General features: G+C 64.7%; 24 protein-coding genes. 17 read left to right on the forward strand and 7 right to left on the reverse strand.

Annotated features, from left to right (window positions below):
* Positions 1–70: 70 nt before the first annotated feature.
* From V7778_RS12115 to V7778_RS12155, 9 genes are all read left to right on the forward strand, one after another.
* On the forward strand, positions 71–811 hold the full coding sequence (locus V7778_RS12115; RefSeq protein ID WP_335555509.1) for an XRE family transcriptional regulator: 741 nt from the start codon (positions 71–73) through the stop codon (positions 809–811).
* A 426-nt stretch (positions 812–1,237) separates the two neighbouring features.
* Positions 1,238–1,726, forward strand: a complete 489-nt coding sequence (locus tag V7778_RS12120) for a hypothetical protein (protein WP_335555511.1) — start codon at positions 1,238–1,240, stop codon at positions 1,724–1,726.
* A gap of 226 nt (positions 1,727–1,952) precedes the next feature.
* Positions 1,953–2,300, forward strand: coding sequence for a hypothetical protein (locus tag V7778_RS12125; protein WP_335555513.1), 348 nt, complete (start codon positions 1,953–1,955; stop codon positions 2,298–2,300).
* Between the two features lie 564 nt (positions 2,301–2,864).
* Positions 2,865–3,086, forward strand: coding sequence for a hypothetical protein (locus V7778_RS12130; RefSeq protein ID WP_335555515.1), 222 nt, complete (start codon positions 2,865–2,867; stop codon positions 3,084–3,086).
* 118 nt (positions 3,087–3,204) lie between these two features.
* Positions 3,205–4,176, forward strand: coding sequence for a recombinase RecT (locus V7778_RS12135; protein ID WP_335555517.1), 972 nt, complete (start codon positions 3,205–3,207; stop codon positions 4,174–4,176).
* Between the two features lie 55 nt (positions 4,177–4,231).
* Entirely contained in the window at positions 4,232–5,941 is a 1,710-nt protein-coding gene (locus V7778_RS12140; RefSeq protein ID WP_335555519.1) for a YqaJ viral recombinase family protein, read from the forward strand.
* A 1-nt stretch (position 5,942) separates the two neighbouring features.
* Positions 5,943–6,191, forward strand: a complete 249-nt coding sequence (locus V7778_RS12145) for a hypothetical protein (protein ID WP_335555520.1) — start codon at positions 5,943–5,945, stop codon at positions 6,189–6,191.
* A 3-nt stretch (positions 6,192–6,194) separates the two neighbouring features.
* On the forward strand, positions 6,195–6,716 hold the full coding sequence (locus V7778_RS12150; RefSeq protein WP_335555522.1) for a hypothetical protein: 522 nt from the start codon (positions 6,195–6,197) through the stop codon (positions 6,714–6,716).
* 2 nt (positions 6,717–6,718) lie between these two features.
* On the forward strand, positions 6,719–7,135 hold the full coding sequence (locus tag V7778_RS12155; protein WP_335555524.1) for a hypothetical protein: 417 nt from the start codon (positions 6,719–6,721) through the stop codon (positions 7,133–7,135).
* Positions 7,136–7,140: 5 nt separating this feature from the next.
* Here V7778_RS12155 and V7778_RS12160 read toward each other — a convergent pair whose 3' ends face one another.
* The gene (locus V7778_RS12160; protein WP_335555526.1) at positions 7,141–7,356 is read right to left on the reverse strand and encodes a hypothetical protein; all 216 of its coding nucleotides are present in this window, start codon (positions 7,354–7,356) and stop codon (positions 7,141–7,143) included.
* Positions 7,357–7,430: 74 nt separating this feature from the next.
* Between V7778_RS12160 and V7778_RS12165 the strand changes: the two genes are divergently transcribed.
* Entirely contained in the window at positions 7,431–8,660 is a 1,230-nt protein-coding gene (locus V7778_RS12165; RefSeq protein ID WP_335555528.1) for a phosphoadenosine phosphosulfate reductase domain-containing protein, read from the forward strand.
* Between the two features lie 5 nt (positions 8,661–8,665).
* Here V7778_RS12165 and V7778_RS12170 read toward each other — a convergent pair whose 3' ends face one another.
* Entirely contained in the window at positions 8,666–9,061 is a 396-nt protein-coding gene (locus V7778_RS12170; protein ID WP_335555530.1) for a hypothetical protein, read from the reverse strand.
* A 58-nt stretch (positions 9,062–9,119) separates the two neighbouring features.
* Between V7778_RS12170 and V7778_RS12175 the strand changes: the two genes are divergently transcribed.
* From V7778_RS12175 to V7778_RS12185, 3 genes are read left to right on the forward strand one after another with little or no spacing between them, the layout of a single operon-like run.
* Complete coding sequence (locus V7778_RS12175) at positions 9,120–9,581, forward strand: hypothetical protein (protein ID WP_335555532.1); 462 nt, start codon at positions 9,120–9,122, stop codon at positions 9,579–9,581.
* 2 nt (positions 9,582–9,583) lie between these two features.
* A complete protein-coding gene (locus V7778_RS12180) occupies positions 9,584–9,793 on the forward strand; it encodes a DUF4224 domain-containing protein (RefSeq protein ID WP_335555612.1) in 210 nt (69 codons plus the stop codon).
* Entirely contained in the window at positions 9,793–10,947 is a 1,155-nt protein-coding gene (locus V7778_RS12185) for a tyrosine-type recombinase/integrase (RefSeq protein WP_335555533.1), read from the forward strand. The genes V7778_RS12180 and V7778_RS12185 overlap by 1 nt, the downstream gene beginning before the upstream one ends.
* Before the next feature lie 399 nt (positions 10,948–11,346).
* Here the strand turns inward: V7778_RS12185 and V7778_RS12190 are convergent, their stop codons facing one another.
* From V7778_RS12190 to V7778_RS12205, 4 genes are all read right to left on the reverse strand, one after another.
* The gene (locus tag V7778_RS12190) at positions 11,347–11,820 is read right to left on the reverse strand and encodes a TadE family protein (RefSeq protein ID WP_335555535.1); all 474 of its coding nucleotides are present in this window, start codon (positions 11,818–11,820) and stop codon (positions 11,347–11,349) included.
* Positions 11,821–11,993: 173 nt separating this feature from the next.
* Positions 11,994–12,557: a D-glycero-alpha-D-manno-heptose-1,7-bisphosphate 7-phosphatase gene (locus V7778_RS12195; protein ID WP_335555536.1), complete on the reverse strand. Its 564-nt coding sequence runs from the start codon at positions 12,555–12,557 to the stop codon at positions 11,994–11,996.
* The gene (locus tag V7778_RS12200) at positions 12,554–13,264 is read right to left on the reverse strand and encodes a glycosyltransferase (RefSeq protein WP_335555538.1); all 711 of its coding nucleotides are present in this window, start codon (positions 13,262–13,264) and stop codon (positions 12,554–12,556) included. The genes V7778_RS12195 and V7778_RS12200 overlap by 4 nt, the downstream gene beginning before the upstream one ends.
* A 7-nt stretch (positions 13,265–13,271) precedes the next feature.
* The gene (locus tag V7778_RS12205) at positions 13,272–13,808 is read right to left on the reverse strand and encodes a glycosyltransferase family 2 protein (RefSeq protein WP_335555540.1); all 537 of its coding nucleotides are present in this window, start codon (positions 13,806–13,808) and stop codon (positions 13,272–13,274) included.
* 202 nt (positions 13,809–14,010) lie between these two features.
* Here V7778_RS12205 and V7778_RS12210 point away from each other — a divergent pair, with 202 nt between their 5' ends.
* Positions 14,011–15,441 (forward strand): aldehyde dehydrogenase family protein, encoded by a 1,431-nt coding sequence (locus V7778_RS12210; protein WP_335555542.1) that lies wholly within the window; start codon positions 14,011–14,013, stop codon positions 15,439–15,441.
* A gap of 112 nt (positions 15,442–15,553) precedes the next feature.
* On the opposite strand, the gene V7778_RS12215 is transcribed toward V7778_RS12210, so the two are convergent.
* The gene (locus V7778_RS12215; RefSeq protein WP_335555544.1) at positions 15,554–16,570 is read right to left on the reverse strand and encodes a hypothetical protein; all 1,017 of its coding nucleotides are present in this window, start codon (positions 16,568–16,570) and stop codon (positions 15,554–15,556) included.
* A gap of 250 nt (positions 16,571–16,820) precedes the next feature.
* Here V7778_RS12215 and V7778_RS12220 point away from each other — a divergent pair, with 250 nt between their 5' ends.
* From V7778_RS12220 to V7778_RS12230, 3 genes are all read left to right on the forward strand, one after another.
* On the forward strand, positions 16,821–17,240 hold the full coding sequence (locus V7778_RS12220) for a KGG domain-containing protein (protein ID WP_442920720.1): 420 nt from the start codon (positions 16,821–16,823) through the stop codon (positions 17,238–17,240).
* Between the two features lie 222 nt (positions 17,241–17,462).
* Positions 17,463–17,828, forward strand: a complete 366-nt coding sequence (locus tag V7778_RS12225) for a hypothetical protein (RefSeq protein WP_335555546.1) — start codon at positions 17,463–17,465, stop codon at positions 17,826–17,828.
* A 99-nt stretch (positions 17,829–17,927) separates the two neighbouring features.
* Positions 17,928–19,049 carry a M14 family metallopeptidase gene (locus V7778_RS12230; protein WP_335555547.1) on the forward strand — a complete coding sequence of 374 codons (1,122 nt, stop codon included), beginning with the start codon at positions 17,928–17,930 and terminating at the stop codon, positions 19,047–19,049.
* Positions 19,050–19,052 lie beyond the last annotated feature (3 nt).

Here is a 19,052-nt window from a genome sequence, read left to right on the forward strand (position 1 = left end):
TGCCATATTAGGAGTAGCTAACGACAAAGTCAATAGCCACTCCTAATCGATTTAGTATTAGGATTGCCTAATGTCGTTATCCGAAAGAATGAAAATTGCCATGCAGGCCGCCGGCGTTAGCCAGGTGGAGCTTGCGCGCGCCTGTGGTGTTGCTCCGCCAAGTGTCCACGGCTGGTTGAGCGGCAAGTCGAAGTTCCTTCGCGGCGAGAACCTGCTGCAGGCTGCCCGGGTCCTCAAGGTCAACCAGGACTGGCTGGCCACCGGAAAAGGCGGGATGGCACTCGAAGAGGCGCCAGCACCGACTCCGCGTCAAGAGGGCGACTCACCTTTTATTGAAAATCCATCAGATATCGACGGCGCACGCCCCGTGCGAGCTGGGGAAAATCCAGACACCGTCTCGATCCCGCGAGTGAAATTGAAATTACGTGCTGGCGTAGCGAACTTCGATACCGAACCCGACATGAACGGGGATGGTCATGAGTTAATTCCTAGATCTCTCATTGCAGAATTGCAGTTAAATCCTGCCAATCTTATAGCAGTGCGGGTGCGCGGCGAGAGCATGGAGCCGATGCTATTCGAAGATGATGTGGTCATCATCGACAAATCGGATAAAAAGCCGATCAGTCGGGAAATCTATGCCGTTAATTTCGATGGCGAGCCATGTATTAAACAGCTATTGCATAAGGGCGGTCAGTGGTATTTGCATTCGCTGCATTCCGATCATGGACCGGTGAATGTGAAGAGCGGGCAATGCAGTATTGTAGGACGCGTCGTGATTCAGCCGACGCGAGTATTGACAGGAAGGCTATAAAAAAGGCGCTACGGCACGTCATGATGCCGAATTGGGGAAAGAATGAAGAAGGCGTTTATTGTTTTTGGAATTGCATCCGCTTTATCAGCTTGTTCGTCTACTGGTCCAGTACAGATTAGCAAGGACACCTACATGAATTCGAAGCAAGGAGCCGGGGGTGCCTTTTCCAGTCCAGTGATTCTCCGCACTGACCTTATCAAGGAGTCTACCGCTTTTTGCGCAGCATCCGGTAAGGTGTTTCAGATCAATTCGTATAACGATGTCAGTCCGGGTCCCGCGAGACTCGCGTCATCTGAGATCTACTTTAACTGCCTTGACCCGAATGATCCTGAGATTAAGCGCGTGAAAGCTCAGCGGGCGCCGGACGCAGTCATCGAAACTCGTCAACGATAATAGCAGCCCGCTGTAGCGGTGAGTGGAGAGAACATGCTTGAGCTCGGCGCAGTGTCCAGTGCGATGGAAAGTGCTCGCACAATTTTGGGGATGGCAAAGACATTTATTCAAGTCGGGAATTCAGTTGAGGTCAACAGTGTTGCTCTTGATCTGAATATGAAAATGCTTGAACTGCTTGATCGTTTACAAGATGCTCGGGCGACGGAATCTGCACTTGCTCAGAAAATTCAGGAGCTTGAACGCGAGCTCCGTGAGAGCGAAGTTTTTCAAAGCGAGCTCGAAAACTATTTGCTTTTTTCCCCATGGCCCGGCGCTTTTGTATACGCTCGCAAGCGATCTCTGGTTGGCGCACAGTACCCTCACTACCTTTGCACAAACTGCGTAGAGGGTCGTGTAAAGTCCATACTCCAGGCGGTAGATACCCCGAAGGGCTGGCTTAACTATAAGTGCCCTCGCTGCAGCCTTGAGCTTCAAACTGGTAGCCGTGGAGGAGTCGCCCCGTACTATCCAGATGAGCCATAGCCGCAGGTTGTAAGCGCGTCCACGCGCCCAGGTACTCCATTCCATTTCATCTCCCAGGCCCGCTACGTGCGGGCTTTTTTACGCCCCGAGCGCCGGGGCCGCGTACCCTCGACAGGGCAGGCTAATTTTCGCACAGTAAATTAGGAACTCCTATTGACAGGAAAATTAGCTTGTCCTAATATGACTCCATCGACACACGCTCACCCGAGCCCGACTGGAGACGAACATGGCCCTGCACGACCCCACCGACGACCTGCAATACGAAGCCGCCCTCGACCGCAAGACCCGCGAGAACGCGCACCTGATCGTGACCGCGCTCAAGGCCGGCAGCCAGCTGAACACCGCCGCGATGATCGATGAGCTTGGCGAAGTGCTGGGCGACGACCAAGCGCTGGGCGAGCTGATCCAGCGCACGGCGCGCGGCGAGAACGCATTCCGGGACCTCATCAACCGGCTGGCCCTGGAGCAGGGCGAGCGCCAGGCGCGCGCCGAGCTGGCGAAGGCCCCGGCGCTGCGCCGCCAGCAGGCCGCCGAGGATCGCTTCGACATGGCCCTGCTGGACCGCGCAGCCTGAATACGGTGCGGCGCGCCCCGTAAAGCGCGCCTTGCCTTGCCCGGGTCAGGAAAACGGGAATGTGGGATCAGAGCATGCCCTGACGGCTTGGAAAGTCCAGCGACCACAGAGCAAGGGCAGCACGGAAAGCGGACGTGCGGGAAGGGCGGGAACAAGCGCTCACCAGGGCAGGCGAGAGCCGCCGAGGTTCCGGTCATCGACACAATCAGCGCGGATGCGCCGAAGTCCCGAGAAGCGGAGCGATGACACCAGCTGGAGTAGCGCCCAGCCCCTTGCTCTGTGGTTGACGCCAGCCTGAGGCGCACAGGCCTGCGACGAGCGCAGTCAGAGCCCGCGAACCGGTGGAAGGCCGGACCGAACAACCAAGGCCGAGCACGTGAGCGATGAGGAAATGGCCTTTAGCTGGTACGGGTGAACGTCGTGCAAGACCGTATCTAACCGCAGTGACGGCTGCGGGACAGCGAACGAACCCTGACGGGGCTGGCGTGACGACGTCGCCGGATCAGTAACCGGCACCAGAACACGAACCAGCCGGCCGCGCCGGCGCCCACGACAGGAGAAGAAATGCGCATCACCGCCATCAACCGCATCGCGCGCCGCCTGGTGCGCCACCTGCTGAAGCCGCTGCGCCTCTGGCTCACCGAATGCCAGATCGAGAAGTCGCGCGAGAACGTCAGCTACTACGAGTCGGTGCGCGTCTACTTGGCACAGCGCGAGCAGGAAGAGGTCGCGCACCAGGCGCAGCTGGCCGCCCGCCGCATGGCCATCGAGCGGGGCCTCGCGTGATCCGCTTCGTCGTCCACCAGTATCGCCACGCCCGGCGCGCCGGCTTCGGCCGCCAGGCGCTGAGCCACGCCGTGCGCACCTACGTGCGCGGCTTCTAACCCGAGAGAGGATCTACCACATGAATCAAGTAGTCGCCAGCCCGGCCAAGAGCCTGAGCACCTTCCTGGACAAATACAAGGGCCAGATCGCCAACGCGCTGCCGAAGCACATCAGCCCGGATCGCATGGTCCGCCTGACCATGACCGCCTTCAGCCAGAACAAGGCGCTGCAGAACTGCGACCTGCACAGCATCTTTGGCTCGGTCGTAGTGGCCGCCCAGCTCGGTCTGGAAATCGGCGTCGGCGGCCAGGGCTACCTGGTGCCGTACAAGGGCAAGGCCACTTTCGTGCCTGGCTGGCAGGGGCTGGTCGACCTGGTTTCGCGCGCCGGCCGCGCCACAGTCTGGACCGGCGCTGTCTATGCCGGGGACGACTTCGACTGGGCGCTGGGCGATATGCCATACGTGAAGCACCGGCCGCAGGGCGGCGGCGACACCTGGCGCGACATCACGCACGTCTACGCGGTCGGTCGCGTGAACGGCAGCCAGTACCCGGTGCTCGAAGTCTGGACCATGGACCGCGTGGTGAAGCACCTGAACAAGTACAACAAGGTCGGCGGCCAGCACTACGCGCTTAAGGACAACGGCCAGAACATGGAGATGTACGCCCGCAAGGTGGTGCTGCTCCAGGTGGTCAAGTACATGCCGAAGTCGATCGAGGTGCAGCGCGCCATGGACGTGGCCAACGCCGTGGACGCCGGCAAGCCGTTCACGATCGACGGCGACATGGTCGTCATCGATGACCGCGCCGACGACCAGGGCGACACCGGCACCGGTAGCGAAAGCGGCGAGGCCAGCACCACCGTGCGCGCCGGCGCCGAGAAGCCGGTTTGCTCGCCAGAGGAGTTCGACGCCAAAAAGACGGAATGGCGCGGTCTGATCACCTCCGGCAAGAAGACCGTCCAGCAGCTGCTGGCCATGATCCAGACCCGCCAGGTGCTTACCGAAGAGCAGAAGCTGACGATCGACAGTTGGGCTCACGAAAACGACTGATTCCCGGGTTCCCGCACATGCGGGAACCACCTACTACCCCACCAAGGAAGACGACATGCAGATTCATGATCTCGAACAGGGCAGCCCGGAGTGGCAAGCCTTCCGCCTGGAGCGCCGCGGCGCCAGCGAAGCGGCAGCGATGCTCGGCCTCTCGTCCAAGGTCTCGCGCACCGAGCTGCTACACATGAAGGCCACCGGCACCGCCCAGGAGTTCAGCGACTGGGTGCAGACGCACATCCTCGACTATGGCCATCACGTGGAAGCGCTGGCGCGCCCGCTGGTGGAAGACCTGATCGGCACCGAGCTGTATCCGGTCACCTGCTCGGACGGCCTGCTGTCGGCGTCCTGCGATGGCCTGACGATGGCCGAAGACGTCGCCTTCGAGCACAAGCAGTGGAATCAGGCTCTGGCCGACGCCATCGCCGCCGGCCAGCTGCCGGACGAGTATATGCCCCAGCCGCAGCAGATCATGATGGTCACCGGCTGCAGCAAGGTCGTGTTCGTGTGTTCCGACGGTACGCTCGAAAATTTCGTGCATCTGGAGGTGCTGCCGGACGCGGGCTGGCAAGAGCGCATCCGCGCCGGGTGGGCGCAGTTCGAGGCCGACCTGGCTAACTACGAGCCGAAGCAGTATGCGCCGAAGCCGGAGGCTGAGCCGATCATGTCGCTGCCGGCGCTGGTAATTCAGATCCGCGGCGAGGTGGCCACCAGCAATCTGCCGGCCTTCCAGGCGCGAGCCGAACGCTTCATCGCCAGCATCAAGACCGACCTGGTCACCGACCAGGACTTCGCCGACGCCGAGGCTACCGTCAAGTTCTGCGAGCAGGCCGAAGGCGATCTGGAGCAGGCCAAGCGCGCGGCGCTGGAGCAGACCGCGGACATCGCCGAGCTGATGCGCACCATCGACCACATCAGCGAGCAGTTGCGCGCCAAGCGCCTGACGCTGCAGCGCACCGTGAAGGACAAGAAGGAGCTGATCAAGGCCGGCATCCTGGCCCAGGTGAAGCTGGCCTTCCAGGAGCACGTCGCCGCGCTGGAGACCGAGATCGCACCGCTGCGCCTGGTGTTTCAGGCTCGCGACTTCGCCGGGGCCATGAAGAATAAGCGCACCCTGGCCACTCTGCAGGACGCCGTCGACACCGAGCTGGCCAACGCCAAGATCGCCGTCGACGCGATCGCCCAAGCCGTGCGCGGCCGCCTGACCTGGTACCGCGAGCACGCCGCCGGCTACGAGTTCCTGTTCGCCGACCTGCAGAGCGTGATCCAGAAGGCCGACGACGACTTCCAGCTGGCGGTGCGCACCCGCATCGAGAACCACCAGCGGCAGGAGGCCGAGAAGGCCGAGCGCGCGCGCCAGGAGCAGGAAGCGGCGCGCCAGCGTGAGGAAGCCGCTGCCCAGGCCCGCGCCGAACTGGCCGCAGCGAAAGCCAGTCAGGAGGGCGCGGACCTCTCGCCGGCAGCCCAGGCGCTGCTCGAGCAGGAAGGCGCGACCCGCTTCGCTGCCACGCATCCGGCTGGAGCCGCCGCTGTCACGCCGATCGCCGCCGCGCGCCCGGCAGCCGCCGGCGCAACTCCGACCCTGCGCCTCGGCCAGATCGCCGAGCGCCTGGGCTTCAGCCTGACCGCCGACTTCCTGGCATCGCTGGGCTTCGGCGCCGCCGGCCGCGATCGCGCCGCGGTGCTGTACCACGAAGCGGACTTCCCTCATATGTGCGCGGCCCTGATCCGCCACATCACCGCCGCCCAGGCGAAGCAGGCGGCGTGACATGAGCACGCAGCGCCTCTCCACCTGGTTGGCCCTGCGCTGCCGGGAGCCGCTGTTCCAGCGGTTCCTGCGCGTGCCAGACGAGCAAACGGCGGCGCACAGCGTGCGCGCCATCTGCGAAGTGAAGTCGCGCGGCGAGATCGACAAGAACCCGACCGCGGCCGAGCGCTTCCACCAGTTCATCCGGCTGCCGTTCCTGCAGTTCCAGCAGAACCCGAATAACCAGACTACCACCACCCAGGAGATGTAACCCATGTTCGACCTGAAAAACCAGACCGTCCGCCTCGCCAACATCAACCCGCGCGCGGAGAAGCACGGCGACGACACGAAGCCGGCGCTCGACCTCAAGATCGAGGCCACCTGCCCGAGCAGCGTGCTGATCCACTTCCATCCGGAGCTGCGTCAGCACCTGTACAAGAAGGACGAGAACCCGGACCTGGTCGACCAGGTGACGGAGGGCGGCGACGGCCTGACGGTTCTGCGGTACCCGAAGATGGGCTCGATCAAATGGGACTGGGAAGGCGTGGGCTACACCGCAACGGTGGACTATGGCCTGGGCGGCGAGAGCAACGTCGTGCTGCAGGACGTGAAGGTCGATCACTTCGCGATCGAGGCGCAGAACGGCGGCTCGGTGGTGATCACCTTCCGCATCATCGCGCACCCGACCGCCGACCAGGTCGGCAAGCTGTGCGAGTTCATTCAGCGCGACATCGAGCTCGACCTGATGCCGCCCGAGGCGAAGACCGTCCACGAACTGTTCCCCGAGGCGGCCTGATCATGGAGCGCGTCTACAAGCTGAACCACAGCCCGGACTCGGGCCGGCTGATCGGCCGCCCAGCGAAGGAGGCGCGCCGCGCCGCCGCTGTGGTGCGCATCCTGGAGCTGTTGGCCGAGCGCCCGATGACCGCCGCCGAGGTGCGCGCCGCCCTGTACCTGAACACGTCTACCGCGTTCGCCTACCTGCACTACATGGCCAGCCAGCTGCGCCAGGTGCGCAAGACCGGTACCCGGGATGCGAAGGGCCGCGAGCTGTGGGAGCTGGGGGAAGACCCTACGCTGCCCACTCCGGACCAGACGCTGGATCTGGCCTTCGCGCAGCGCCGGTCCACGGTGCCGGCGCGCCAGGTCGGCATGTGGCGCGACAGCCTGGTGGCGGCGCTGTTCGGACCGAGCGTATCGGAGGCCCGACTTTGATGAGCTTAACTTGGAGAGTTGCTATCGCTCAGCGAGGCGTGGTAATTCGTCGCTATGACCTGGGCAATGCGGACGATCAACTCGTCCGAGACATCGTCCGGGTCCAGCGAAAATTCTTCCTCTGCGATCTCTTGAGCCAAGCTAAATTGCTCGCGGGTGACAGCGGCAGCTCGCTTGAGAAAGAGCGTCTGCCGCTTGCTCAGCTGATCCGGGTCTGCCATTTAGTTCTCCTTTGTTGTGATTGGTTTGGCAATCCTAGCATGCGCTTTGATGTTGACCTGAAATGGGGACGGGGATGATCCAGGCCGACATCTTCGGCGCCGGTGCGCGCCGCCTGCAGATGACCGAGTCGATCGAGCTGACGATCCAGTCGCTGCAGGCCTACGGCGCCGAGCACGAGCACTGGGGCATAGCCTGGTCTGGCGGCAAGGACAGCTCGGCCACGCTGACCCTGATCATGTACCTGCTGGACACCGGCAAGGTGCAACGCCCGAAGTCCCTGACCGTGTTCTACGCGGACACGCGCCAGGAGCTGCCGCCGCTGGCCATCTCCGCGCGCCACATCATGGACGAGTTGGAAGAGCGCGGCATCCGCTGCGAGGTCGTGACGGCGCCGATGGACAAGCGCTTCATGGTGTATATCCTCGGCCGCGGCGTGCCGCCCCCGAACAACAACACTCTGCGCTGGTGCACACGCCAGATCAAGATCGACCCGATGGAGCAGGCGCTGCGCGACCGCCTCGATGAGTTGGACGGCCAGATCCTGATGATCACCGGCGTGCGCCAGGGCGAGAGTGCGATTCGCGACCGCCGCATCGAGATGAGCTGCGGGAAGGATGGCGCCGAGTGCGGCCAGGGCTGGTATCAGCAGGTCCTGCCGAACGCGAAGGGACTGCGCGGCCGCTTGGCCACGCTGGCGCCGCTGCTGCACTGGCGCGTCTGCCACGTGTGGGAATGGCTGAAGCACTGGGCGCCGGCCGCCGAGTTCGGCGACTGGAGCACCGCGATGATTGCGGACGCCTACGGTGGGGATGAGGCGGAGGAGATCAATGCGCGCACGGGCTGTATTGGCTGCGCGCTGGCCCAGGAAGACAAAGCACTCGACAGCGTGCTGCTGTTACCGGCTTGGTCGTACCTGGCGCCGCTGAAGGGCCTACGTCCGCTGTGGCGTGAGCTGCGTGAGCCGCAGCACCGCCTGCGCAAGGCCGGCGCTGAGCTGCTGAAGGACGGGAGTATTGCGAAGAATCCACAGCGCATGGGGCCGATCACGCTCGAAGCCCGCTTGATGGGGCTGGAGCGGGTGCTGGGCATCCAAGGTGAGATCAACGCCGCCGCGCGCGTGTTAGGCCGGCCGGAGATCGACCTGATCAATGCGGAGGAGGAGGCCCGGATCCGCGAGCTGATCTCCGCCGGAACCTGGCCACAGGGATGGGAAGGCGACGAACCGATTGCCACCACGGTTATGGACGTGGTTTACCAGAACGGCGCGGTGCAGCCGCGCCTGTTCTCGGAGGCAGAGCTGTGATCGGACTACGTGTCAAGCAAATTTGCCGTCTTCCGCAGCTTCGCGACCGCGTTGTGCATGAGCTGGCGTGTTCCAACATCGGTGCCATACCAGTTGATGTCCCAGTTCCGGCCATCAATATGTTCGTCGCTTTGGACCACGAAGCCCTTAAAGACGCATTTCTCACCGCACATTTCGGCAGCGTAGTTGAGCAATCTGTTGAGCTGGGTGTCGGTCAGCAGGTGGCGGCCATGGACATGACGAGTGAAGAGTATCTCGTCGTACATCGCCCTTGCCGCTGCCTCGTCAGGAAAACTGACCGGGGAGTAGTCGAGCAGTCTGTAATCGGGAACAAGCGGCGCGTCTTCCGGGCGCCAGATATAGCGACCATCGACCTTTTCAAAAACGACTGGCATGACCATAGATTGCCCCACTTATGGTTGTTAGGAAATTAATACTATCACGACACAAAGGACGCCCATGAACCAGACCCCCGAATACCTGCTGTCCCCGCACAAGGCCGCCGTCCTGGCCGCCGCCCGCCAGCTGATGCATGCGGCCGGCTCCGATGGCTTCGCCTTCGAGATCCCGGGCACCGAGCCGAAGCAAATGATCGTCGTCGCGCCTGAGGCCGAGCTGGGCCGCCTGGTCGACGCGGACGCGCGCGAACCGATGCTGGGCGGCCGGCGCAAGTCGGACGTGCCGCCGAAGGGGCCGCTGAACTGGGACGAGCCGGAGGAGGGCGCGCCGCGCCGGTGGACGATCCTGCTCACGAGCGACAGCGGGAAGTACGGTCTTGTGGGCGAGCCGGGCGCGACCTGGCAGGCGAACTCGCCGCAGTACGAGCGCGTGGACGTGCTGGAGGCCGGGCCGGTGCTGGCGCGTATCGCGGAGCTGGAGGCGCAGCTGGCTGCTCTCGATCAGAACAGGAAGGAGGATTGACGATGGTGGAAGCGATGAGCCCGGCCCTGAGCCCGGACGAAATCTACGAGCTGACGCACTACCGGCGCCCGAAGGAGCAGCTGCGCGCGCTGACCGAGCTCGGCATCCCGGCCCGGCGCCGGCACGATAATACGATCTGCGTGCTGCGCATGCACCTGGCGCAGCCGCCCACGAAACCAGAGCCGCCACGGCCACGACTGAAACTGAACTGATGCCCAGAACGAGAAAAAACGGACGAGGCCTGCCCCAGCGGGTCTACGTCAAGCACGGCGCCTACTACTTCGTGCCGCGCGAGCCGATGCTGGATCCGCGCGATCCCGCCTCGAAAGAAAGAAAATCCTGGCTGTACCTCTGCCGCGTCGATGACGGCGATTCCAAGCTGTACACCGAGCTCGGCAAGCTGCTGGACGAGAAGCGGGCCGCGGCCGGCTCCATGCCGTTCGCCTGCGCCGAGTTCAAGGCGCACAAGCTTGGCGAATACACCGACGAGACCCGCAAGGATTACACGCGCTACCTGGACACGATCGCGGCCGTCTTCGAGGACTTCCACGCCGCCCAGGTCACGACGAAGGACTGCGCCGACTTCCTGCGCGCCAAATACAGGGAGACGCCGAACACCGCGCGCAAGGTCGCCGCGCTACTCGGCAAGCTGTTCCGCTTCATCATCGGCGAGCTGGGCCTGCGCCAGGACAACCCGATCGACCAGCTGGACCTGGGCGCGTACAAGATCGGCCGGCGCACGAAGCTGCCGACGCATGCACAGATCGCCGCCATCCGGGCGGCCGGCATGGAGAGCACGCCGCGCGCGGACAACGGCACCGTGTACGCTACCGCCAGCGGCCCCATGTTCGCCTGCATCATCGACATGTCCTACCTGCTGTGGGCGCGCGCGATCGACATCCGCACGCTGAAGGAAGCGCAGGTGGTGCGCACCGAGATCGACGGCCAGCCGCTCGACGTGTACATCCGGATCAAGCCGACGAAGACGGAAAAGACCAGCGGGAAGATGGTCGACATCATGGTGACGCCGGAGATCGCCGAGGTGCTGAAGCGCGCGCGGGCGATCAAGCGAGAGTACCAGGTGGAGAGCGATTACCTGTTCCCGACGCAGAAGGGCGAGCCCTACACGAAGTCGGGCCTGTCCTCGATGTGGCGCCGTGCGAAGGCACGCGCCGGAATCACCGACGACGTCACGTTCAAGGACATCCGCGCGCTCGGCGCCACCGATGCTGCGAAGGGCGGCCAGGACCGCAAGGACATCCAGACGCGCCTGGCGCACACCTCCGGCAAGACGACCGAGATCTACATCAAGGAGGCGGTGCCTGACGTGTCGGACATCGCGGTTGTACTGCCCTGGACGGCCTGAAAACCGTCAAATATGAGTCGGGGAACGGTGGGTTTGTGGGGCAAGACGAACGCTTTTCAAAGCACTGTATATTTGACGCGCTGAGCTGGAACGTAGTATCCATGCGGGTTTCAGCGGTTTGAGGTCCTGCATGGGGTGCAGGGGGTCGGAGGTTCGAATCCTCTCGCCCCGACCATTAGAATCAAGGCTTATAGCGAAAGCTGTAGGCAAGAACAGCACCGATATTATCGCTGAGATAATATCGGTGCTTTTTTTATGCCTGTTCGAAGCGCATCGGCCACCAGCATAGAAGCCTGGCCGGCGTCGCCCTGCGGCCGCCCCTCGCCCCTGAGGGTCATTGCGCCGATGTGCGCCGTGGTGAGCTTGGTAGTGGATTGGGAGCAAAGGCTCGCCGGCCTTCTACAGACCTCCGCCGACATAAGCCATCGTGGCGTTGACGGTGAGCGGGACCCCATAACGACCAGTATCGAAGATGTGCAGCGGGTCGACCATATCCATCTTGATACGAACCTCAACCGTTTCAGGGAGTGGCCGCGAGCCGAAACCGTCGCACGCGTCCTCTCCACAAAAAATCTCGATACGCGGTGCCCGGCCGCCTGGATTCAGGTCCGCCATCTCCATCTGCACGATCGCCAGCGCGACGTTCCTGGCATGCTCCGCAAGCTCGGGTTCGCGCATCTCTTGCGTGGAGATGGAGGAGAGATAGCGAGCGGCGTCGGTCGCCGCCTTCTGTGCCGCAGTGTAGTGCCAAGTGACCCTGGAGATGAAGAACACGGCGGTAAGAAAAACCAGCAACATCGGAAGAATGAATGCCAGTTCGACCGCGGCCGATCCCGTCTGGAATGTGTGCGACGCCTGCGAACGTGAGTGCATGTGAGCTCTCCAAGGATGCTGTGGAGATCCTAGCTGCCGGCAGGGCCTGGATATTGATGAACTGCAACCGCGCCTGCTTGCATGCCGAACGCCGATCATGACTTTCCAGCGGGTCCGTCGGTTCATGCGTGTGATCCGGCAGGTATTCTGGTTGATCCAGGGCCGGCCTGCTCTCAGCGCACTTCCTCATGCTCCGCGATCAGCAAGGCGGCGCTGTACAGATCCGGCGCCATGCGCGTCGGCAGGCGGCGTGGGCCGAGCCGCCATTCGGTCTCGTTGCCGTTGTCGATCAAGAGCGTACGGCAGCCGGCCCGGTTGCCCGCTTCGACATCGTGCAGCACGTCGCCGATCATCCAGGAGGCGCGCAAGTCGATGGGATGTTCGCGGGCGGCGCGCAACAGCATGCCCGGCGAGGGCTTGCGGCAGTGGCAGGCCATGGCATAGGCGGCGACGGTGCCGAGTGGATGGTGGGGACAGTAATAAAAACCGTCGAGCGTGAGCCGCTCGCGGAACAGCAGGTCTGACAGGCGGTCCGCCACCGGCGTCATAGCCTCCTCGCCGAAGCAGCCGTGGGCGATGCCCGACTGGTTGGTGATCACGAACAGGCGGTAGTCGAGACCGGCGAGCAGGCGCAGCGCCATGCCGGCGCCCGGCAGCAGGTGGATGCGGTGCGGTTCGATGTTGTAGGGGAGGTCGTCCACCAGGGTCCCGTCCTTGTCGAGGAAGACCGCTTTCATTGCGCTTCCCCTGGACCGCCGCACAGCTCCGGCTGCTGCGCCTCCTCCAGGCGGGCGCGGCCCGCGGGCAGGCGTTCATGCCCTGCGCCGATATGGCTGCGCGATGCGCGCAGGTGCCGGCGTCCCGCCAATCCCATCGCCTGGGCACCCGCCGGCCGGCGGTACAGCCTGTCGAGACGTTCGGCCAGCGCCTCGGCGTCGCGCGCGGGAACCAGGAAACCGGTCACGCCGTCGACGACCAGGCCCTCCATGCCCCGGATCCGCGTGCCGACCACCGGCCGGGCGTGGGCCATCGCCATCGCCGCCGTGAACCCACAGGGCGCATACCACGGGGTGCTGGCCACCACGTTGGCCGCGCCATAGTAGTCGTTCAGGCGCTCGCCTGGGCCGTCGCGCCCGGCCGGCGCGGCGAAGCGCACCTGCGCCTTGACGCCGAGATCGGCGGCGAACAGGCGCAGGCGCGCCAGTTGCGGATGGTCGCCCTGCAGTTCGCCGCGAAATTCGCCTTGGCCGCCGCCGGCGACGACGATCAGGCAGGCATCCGCGCCCCAGCGTGTGCGCAGCATGGCCAGGCCGTGGATGGCGGTGTCCGCGCCGGCGCGCGGCGCCAGGCCGGCGGCGTGCAGCACGATGAAGCGCCCCGGCTCGAGACCCAGGCGGCGCCGGGCCGCCGCCATGCGGGTGGCGGTGTCGGGATGGACGGGCATGGAGGGCTCAGGCGAAACGGACGCGATAGCGCACCGCGCCGGCCAGGCGCCGGAACACCACCAGCGGCGGCAGCAGGGCCGAAGTGAAGACCATCTCAGCCACATGCGAGAGGTTGCGGGCGGCCCCGTGCAGGCGCAGGACGCACAGGCGCGCCAGCAGCAGCGCGGCGACCGTCGCGTAGTGTTCCCAGCAGGGGCGGGCTTCGATCCTCTCGCGGTACAGGGCCGGGTGCTTCTTGTACAGCAGCGCATCGCAGACCGCGTGGCGGATCTGCAGCAGGCTGGCGCCCCATGGTGCGGGGCGTACCGGGTGCACGGCCAGCGCCTGCGGCCCGCGGTCGAGGGTGCGCGTGCGCCAGCCCGCCACCAGGTGCAGGGTGTGGTGGTTCGGCTCGTCGTCCACGACGATGAGCTCGTAGCTGCGCGGGTCCAGGCTCTGGCGCATCAGCGCATCCAGGCTGCGGTCGAGCAGGTCCATGCGGCCGCTGGCCGGCAGCACGATCGAAACGGCAGGCGCGGCGTCATCCCTTGCTGACATTGACATGTGGGTCTCGCTCAAGAGGGTGTCGAGTGCCGTTCGATTGCCCCGATATTGCCGAGTTCCTGCGCGGCGGGACGGCTTCGATGTGCATCAATGACCGGGCCGCCCCGGAGGCGCCGGGGGCATTTTCGGACGCTCATGCCGGCGGCGTTTGCTACACTGCCGCCTGACATCACCATCATCACCATAACAACAGGGACCGAGCATGAAACAACTGTATATCGATGGCCAGTGGATGGCCGGCGCAGGCGTCACCACCACCCGCAGCCCGTCCGACCGCAGCGACGTGATCGCCGAGTACGCGAGCGCGGGCGCGGAGCAGGCCGCGCTGGCGGTGGCGGCGGCGCACGCGGCCGCGCCGGCATGGGGCCTGTCGGGCGTGCAGCAGCGCGCCGACGCCCTCGACGCCATCGGCACCGAGATCCTGGCGCGCAAGACCGAACTGGGCACCTTGCTGTCGCGCGAGGAAGGCAAGACGCTGCCGGAAGGGATCGCCGAGGCGGGCCGCGCCGGCGCCATCTTCAAGTTCTTCGCCCAGGAAGCCCTGCGCGTGCGCGGCGACCGCCTGGCATCGGTGCGCCCCGGCATCGAGGTCGACGTCACCCGCGAGCCGGTCGGCGTGGTCGGCATCATCGCGCCATGGAACTTCCCGATCGCCATCCCGGCCTGGAAGATCGCGCCGGCCCTGGCCTACGGCAATACCGTCGTGTTCAAGCCGGCCGAGCTGGTGCCGGGCTGCGCCTGGGCGCTGGCCGAGATCATCAGCCGCGCCGGCTTGCCGCCGGGCGTGTTCAACCTGGCGATGGGCCCGGGCCGCGTGGTGGGCGAAGCCATGCTGAACGAGAGCCGCGTGAACGCGATCAGCTTCACCGGCTCGACCTCCACCGGCGAACGCGTGATGCTCGCCTGCGCCCGCCGCCGTGCCCGCATGCAGCTGGAAATGGGCGGCAAGAATCCGCTGGTGGTGCTGGCCGACGCCGATCTCGACGTCGCCGTCAATGCCGCGCTGCAGGGCTCCTTCTTCTCGACCGGCCAGCGCTGCACGGCCTCGTCGCGCCTGATCGTCGACGAGCAGATCTACGGCAAGTTCGTCGACGCCCTGGCCGGCCGCATGGCGGCGCTCAAGGTCGGCCATGCGCTGCACCAGGGCATCGACATCGGTCCCGTGGTCGACAGCTCGCAGCTGGAGCAGGACCTGTCGTACATCGAGATCGCGAAAGGCGAGGGGGCGCGCCTGGTGTGCGGCGGCGAGCGCCTGCGGCGCGACACCGACGGCTACTTCCTCAGCCCGGCGCTGTTCGCCGATTGCGAGCCGGGTATGCGCCATGCGCGCGAAGAGATCTTCGGCCCGGTCGCCTCGGTGATTCCGGCCAAGGGCTACGACCATGCGCTGGCGCTGGCGAACGATACCGAGTTCGGCCTGACCGCGGGCATTTGCACCACCTCCCTCAAGCACGCCACGCATTTCAAGCGCAATGCCAAGGCCGGCATGGTGATGGTGAACGTGCCCACCGCGGGCGTCGACTACCACGTGCCTTTCGGCGGCACCAAGGGCTCGAGTTTCGGGCCGCGCGAGCAGGGCAGCAACGCGGTGGAGTTCTTCACGACCGTCAAGACCAGCTATACCAGCGCGTGACGGGCGCCGTAGTCAGGCAATAAAACCATGCAATAAAACGGGGAGGGCTTCCTGCGCAGGAAGTCCTCCCCGCAGACGGCCTGCGAACGCAGGCCGTCAGGAAGCCGTATGGCTATTTGCGCGAGAAGCCGGTGTCGTCATCCATCTTGCGGTCGCCGGCCAGCTTGTTGGCGCCGGCCGGGCTGCGCGGCAGGCCGCCGACGGTATCGTTCGATTCATGCACCGCCGGGTCGCGCTGCATGCTGCCGCCCGGCTTCCAGCCCGGGTTGTCGCTGCGCGGACCGCTGTTGCCCGGGCTGCGCGGCAGGCCGCCCGCCACATCGTTCGACAGGTGCACGTCTTCGGTGCCGGTGTCGCGGGCGTGCTCGCCGGTCTGGGAGCCGTCGCGGTCGGCGCTGTACTGCGAGTGGCCGCCGCTGCGCTGCTCGCTGCCGCCATCTCCTCCCGCGGACTGGCCACCGCCGGACTGCGCATTCTGCGGACCGGCCTGCATCGCACTGCGCGGCGCATGGAAGCTTTCCTGGTCCCGGCCGTAGAGTTCCTCGTGCGGGGTCGCGGACAGGTCGGCCTGGGCGCTGCGCACCGGCGACTCGCCGACCACCTGCGGCGCGTCGTAGTGCTGGTGGTGATGACCCATGGAACCGCCGCGCAGCTCGGGCTGGGCGACGTTCTGTGGATTCAGGTCATGCGCGGCCTGGCTGTTGCCCGCATGCGGATGGACGTCCACCCCGGTGTTCTTCGCATGGCGGCCGACAGGCTGCTCCAGCAGGCCCCATGCTTCCGAATGGATCTCCATCTGGCGCTGGTGGCTGTCGGTGATGCCCTGCTGCGGACCCGAGCCGCCGGTCTGCTGGCTTTGCATCGAGCCCCCGTGCAGGTCGCGCCCGGTGGCGGGCAACTTGCTGTCGTCGCGCTGGAACCAGTCCTGCCCGGCTGCCCCGGCGGGCTGGCCCTGCTGCTGCGTGCCGCCAGGGCCCATTCCCGGCTGGGCCTGCTGCATCGTGGCGCCGTTCGGATAGGTATGGTCGTTCGGGCCGCTGGTGGTATCGCCCTTCGCACCCTCGGTCCATTTTTCGTTGGCGCCGTTATTGGTCTGGTTATTGGTTTCGCTGCGTTGGTTCGCATCCATCTTGGCCTCCTGTTCGTATCGTCAGGGGCGGCGCGAAACGAGCGCCGCCTGATATTGCCATATTGCTCGTGCCTCTTTAAATACAGTATAGGAAGACGTAGGGGTGCTGTGTAGGACTGTTTCTGACCAGTTGATGAAGCAATTTATTGACGACTGGAAGTACATTTTCGCTAATGCATTTTCTGTCGCGTGTAGTCCTACAAAGTCATCTGAAAGCGTCCTATACCCTCATCCGTCACGCGTGCCTAAGATGACTTCGACCCTCGCTCATCGGCGCATTGCCGCGAGCCTGGATCAAGCCTGCCGCAGGACGCGGCGGTTTCTAAAAGCGAACAGGGAGAAGACCATCATGGCCTCAAGCAATCAAGGTAGCAAACAAGGCAGCAATCAAGGCGGCAACAGCCAAAGCAGCGGTACCCGCAATCGCGGTTTCGCTTCGATGGATCCGGCACGCCAGCGCGAGATCGCCAGCCAGGGCGGCAAGGCTGCCCACGCAAAAGGAACGGCACACGAATTCACTTCGGAAGAAGCCCGCCGTGCCGGCAGCATGAGCCACGGCAACCGCCAGTCGGCCAGCGCCAGCGCAGGCGGTGCTTCCCGTACCAGCAGCAAGACCGGCGGCAACCGCCAGAGCTCGTCGAGCGGCAACCGCAGCGGCTCGAAAGAGTAAGTCATCCCAGCAGCCTGCCGGCGCGCGCCGCCAGGCTGTCGCCAGTATCCAGCGGGGAGCCACGAGGCTCCCCGTTCTGTTTCCCGCGGGCGCTTTCCGCCATTGGCTTTTCCGACATACTCAAGGCCGATGGGATGCGGTAGAATCGCTGCGCCTTTTTCAATATTCCTAAGGAACAACGTCGTGAAACCAGCGGTTATCCGTCAAGTCAAAAGTCTGTCCATGTCGTGCGACCGTGTCGGCAACCTGTTGCTGACCAAGTTCTCCACCCAGGGCGCGAACGACCTCGCCATCCACGTTCCCGCATCGATCGTGTTCTGGCTGCTCAAGCACCTGCCGGTCAACCGCGACCCGAACCTGGCGCCGCCTCCGCAAGGCCCGGCGATCACCCAGCACGACTGGGACAATCCGTATACGCCGCGCGCCCAGTACGTGAACTGCAAGGAACTGCCGGGCGCCATCCGCATGCACTTCGCGCTCGACAGCAAGCAGGACCTGACTGTCGTTCTCGACCGCGGCAACGTCGAGCTGATGCGCCAGATCATGGCGATGTACGCCAAGGACCTGATCGACCTCGACGCGCAGTAATCTTCCCGTTGCGGCGCGGCGGATGGCAGGGAGGTCCGGCGGCCGAGCTTCCGGTATCATTGACCGGTATTGTGTAACCGGCCACGAAAGGACCCCCTCATGCCCATCAAAATCAGCCAGATGTTCGACTCCGGTTCCATCGAGGTGGTCCGCGCCGACCATCCCCGGCAGATCGACCTGAACCTGCGCAAGGATTCGCACGCCGACATCCACCAGTGGTTCCACTTCCGCCTGCAGGGCGCGCGCGGCCAGGCTTGCACCCTGCGTTTCCTGAACGCGGGCCAGGCCACCTACCCGAAGGGCTTCGAGGACTACCAGGTGGCCGCCAGCTACGACACCGAGAACTGGTTCCGGGTGCCGACCTCCTTCGACGGCCAGGTCATGACCGTCAACCACACGCCTGAGCTCGACAGCGTCTACTACGCCTACTTCGAGCCCTATACCTGGGAGCGCCACCTGCGCCTGCTGGGCGAAGTGGCCGAGAACCCGATCGCGCGCGTGCATGACATTGGCTCCACGGTCGACGGCCGCGACATGAACCTGGTCGTGATCGGCAATCCGCAGGCTGAAAAGAAAATCTGGGTGATCGCCCGCCAGCACCCGGGCGAGACCATGGCCGAATGGTTCGTCGAAGGCATGATGGATGCGCTGCTGGACAATGCCAATCCGGTGTCGCGCAAGCTGCTGTCGCGCGCCGTGTTCTACATCGTTCCGAACATGAACCCGGACGGCTCGGTACGCGGCAACCTGCGCACCAACGCCGCGGGCGCCAACCTCAACCGCGAGTGGATGAGCCCGAGCCTCGAACGCAGCCCGGAAGTGCTGTGCGTGAAGAACAAGATCCACGAGACCGGCGTCGACATGTTCTTCGACATCCACGGCGACGAGGCGCTGCCCTACAACTTTGTGGCCGGCAACGAGATGCTCGAAGACTTCACCCCGGAACGCATGGAGCGCCAGAAGGCTTTCGTGGAGCGCTACATGGCCGCCAGCCCGGACTTCCAGAACGTCTACGGCTATGCCGCCAGCAAGTACAACGACGAGCTGCTGACCCTGGCCTCGAAGTACATCGGCCACACCTTCAAGTGCCTGTCGCTGACCCTGGAGATGCCGTTCAAGGACAACGCCGACCTGCCCGACGCCCATACCGGCTGGAACGGCGCGCGGAGCGGCGCGCTGGGCGCGGCGATGCTGCAGCCTATCCTGCAGTCGCTGGACTGATCC

Source organism: Massilia sp. DD77, from assembly GCF_036961685.1.
Lineage (GTDB): Bacteria > Pseudomonadota > Gammaproteobacteria > Burkholderiales > Burkholderiaceae_D > Telluria.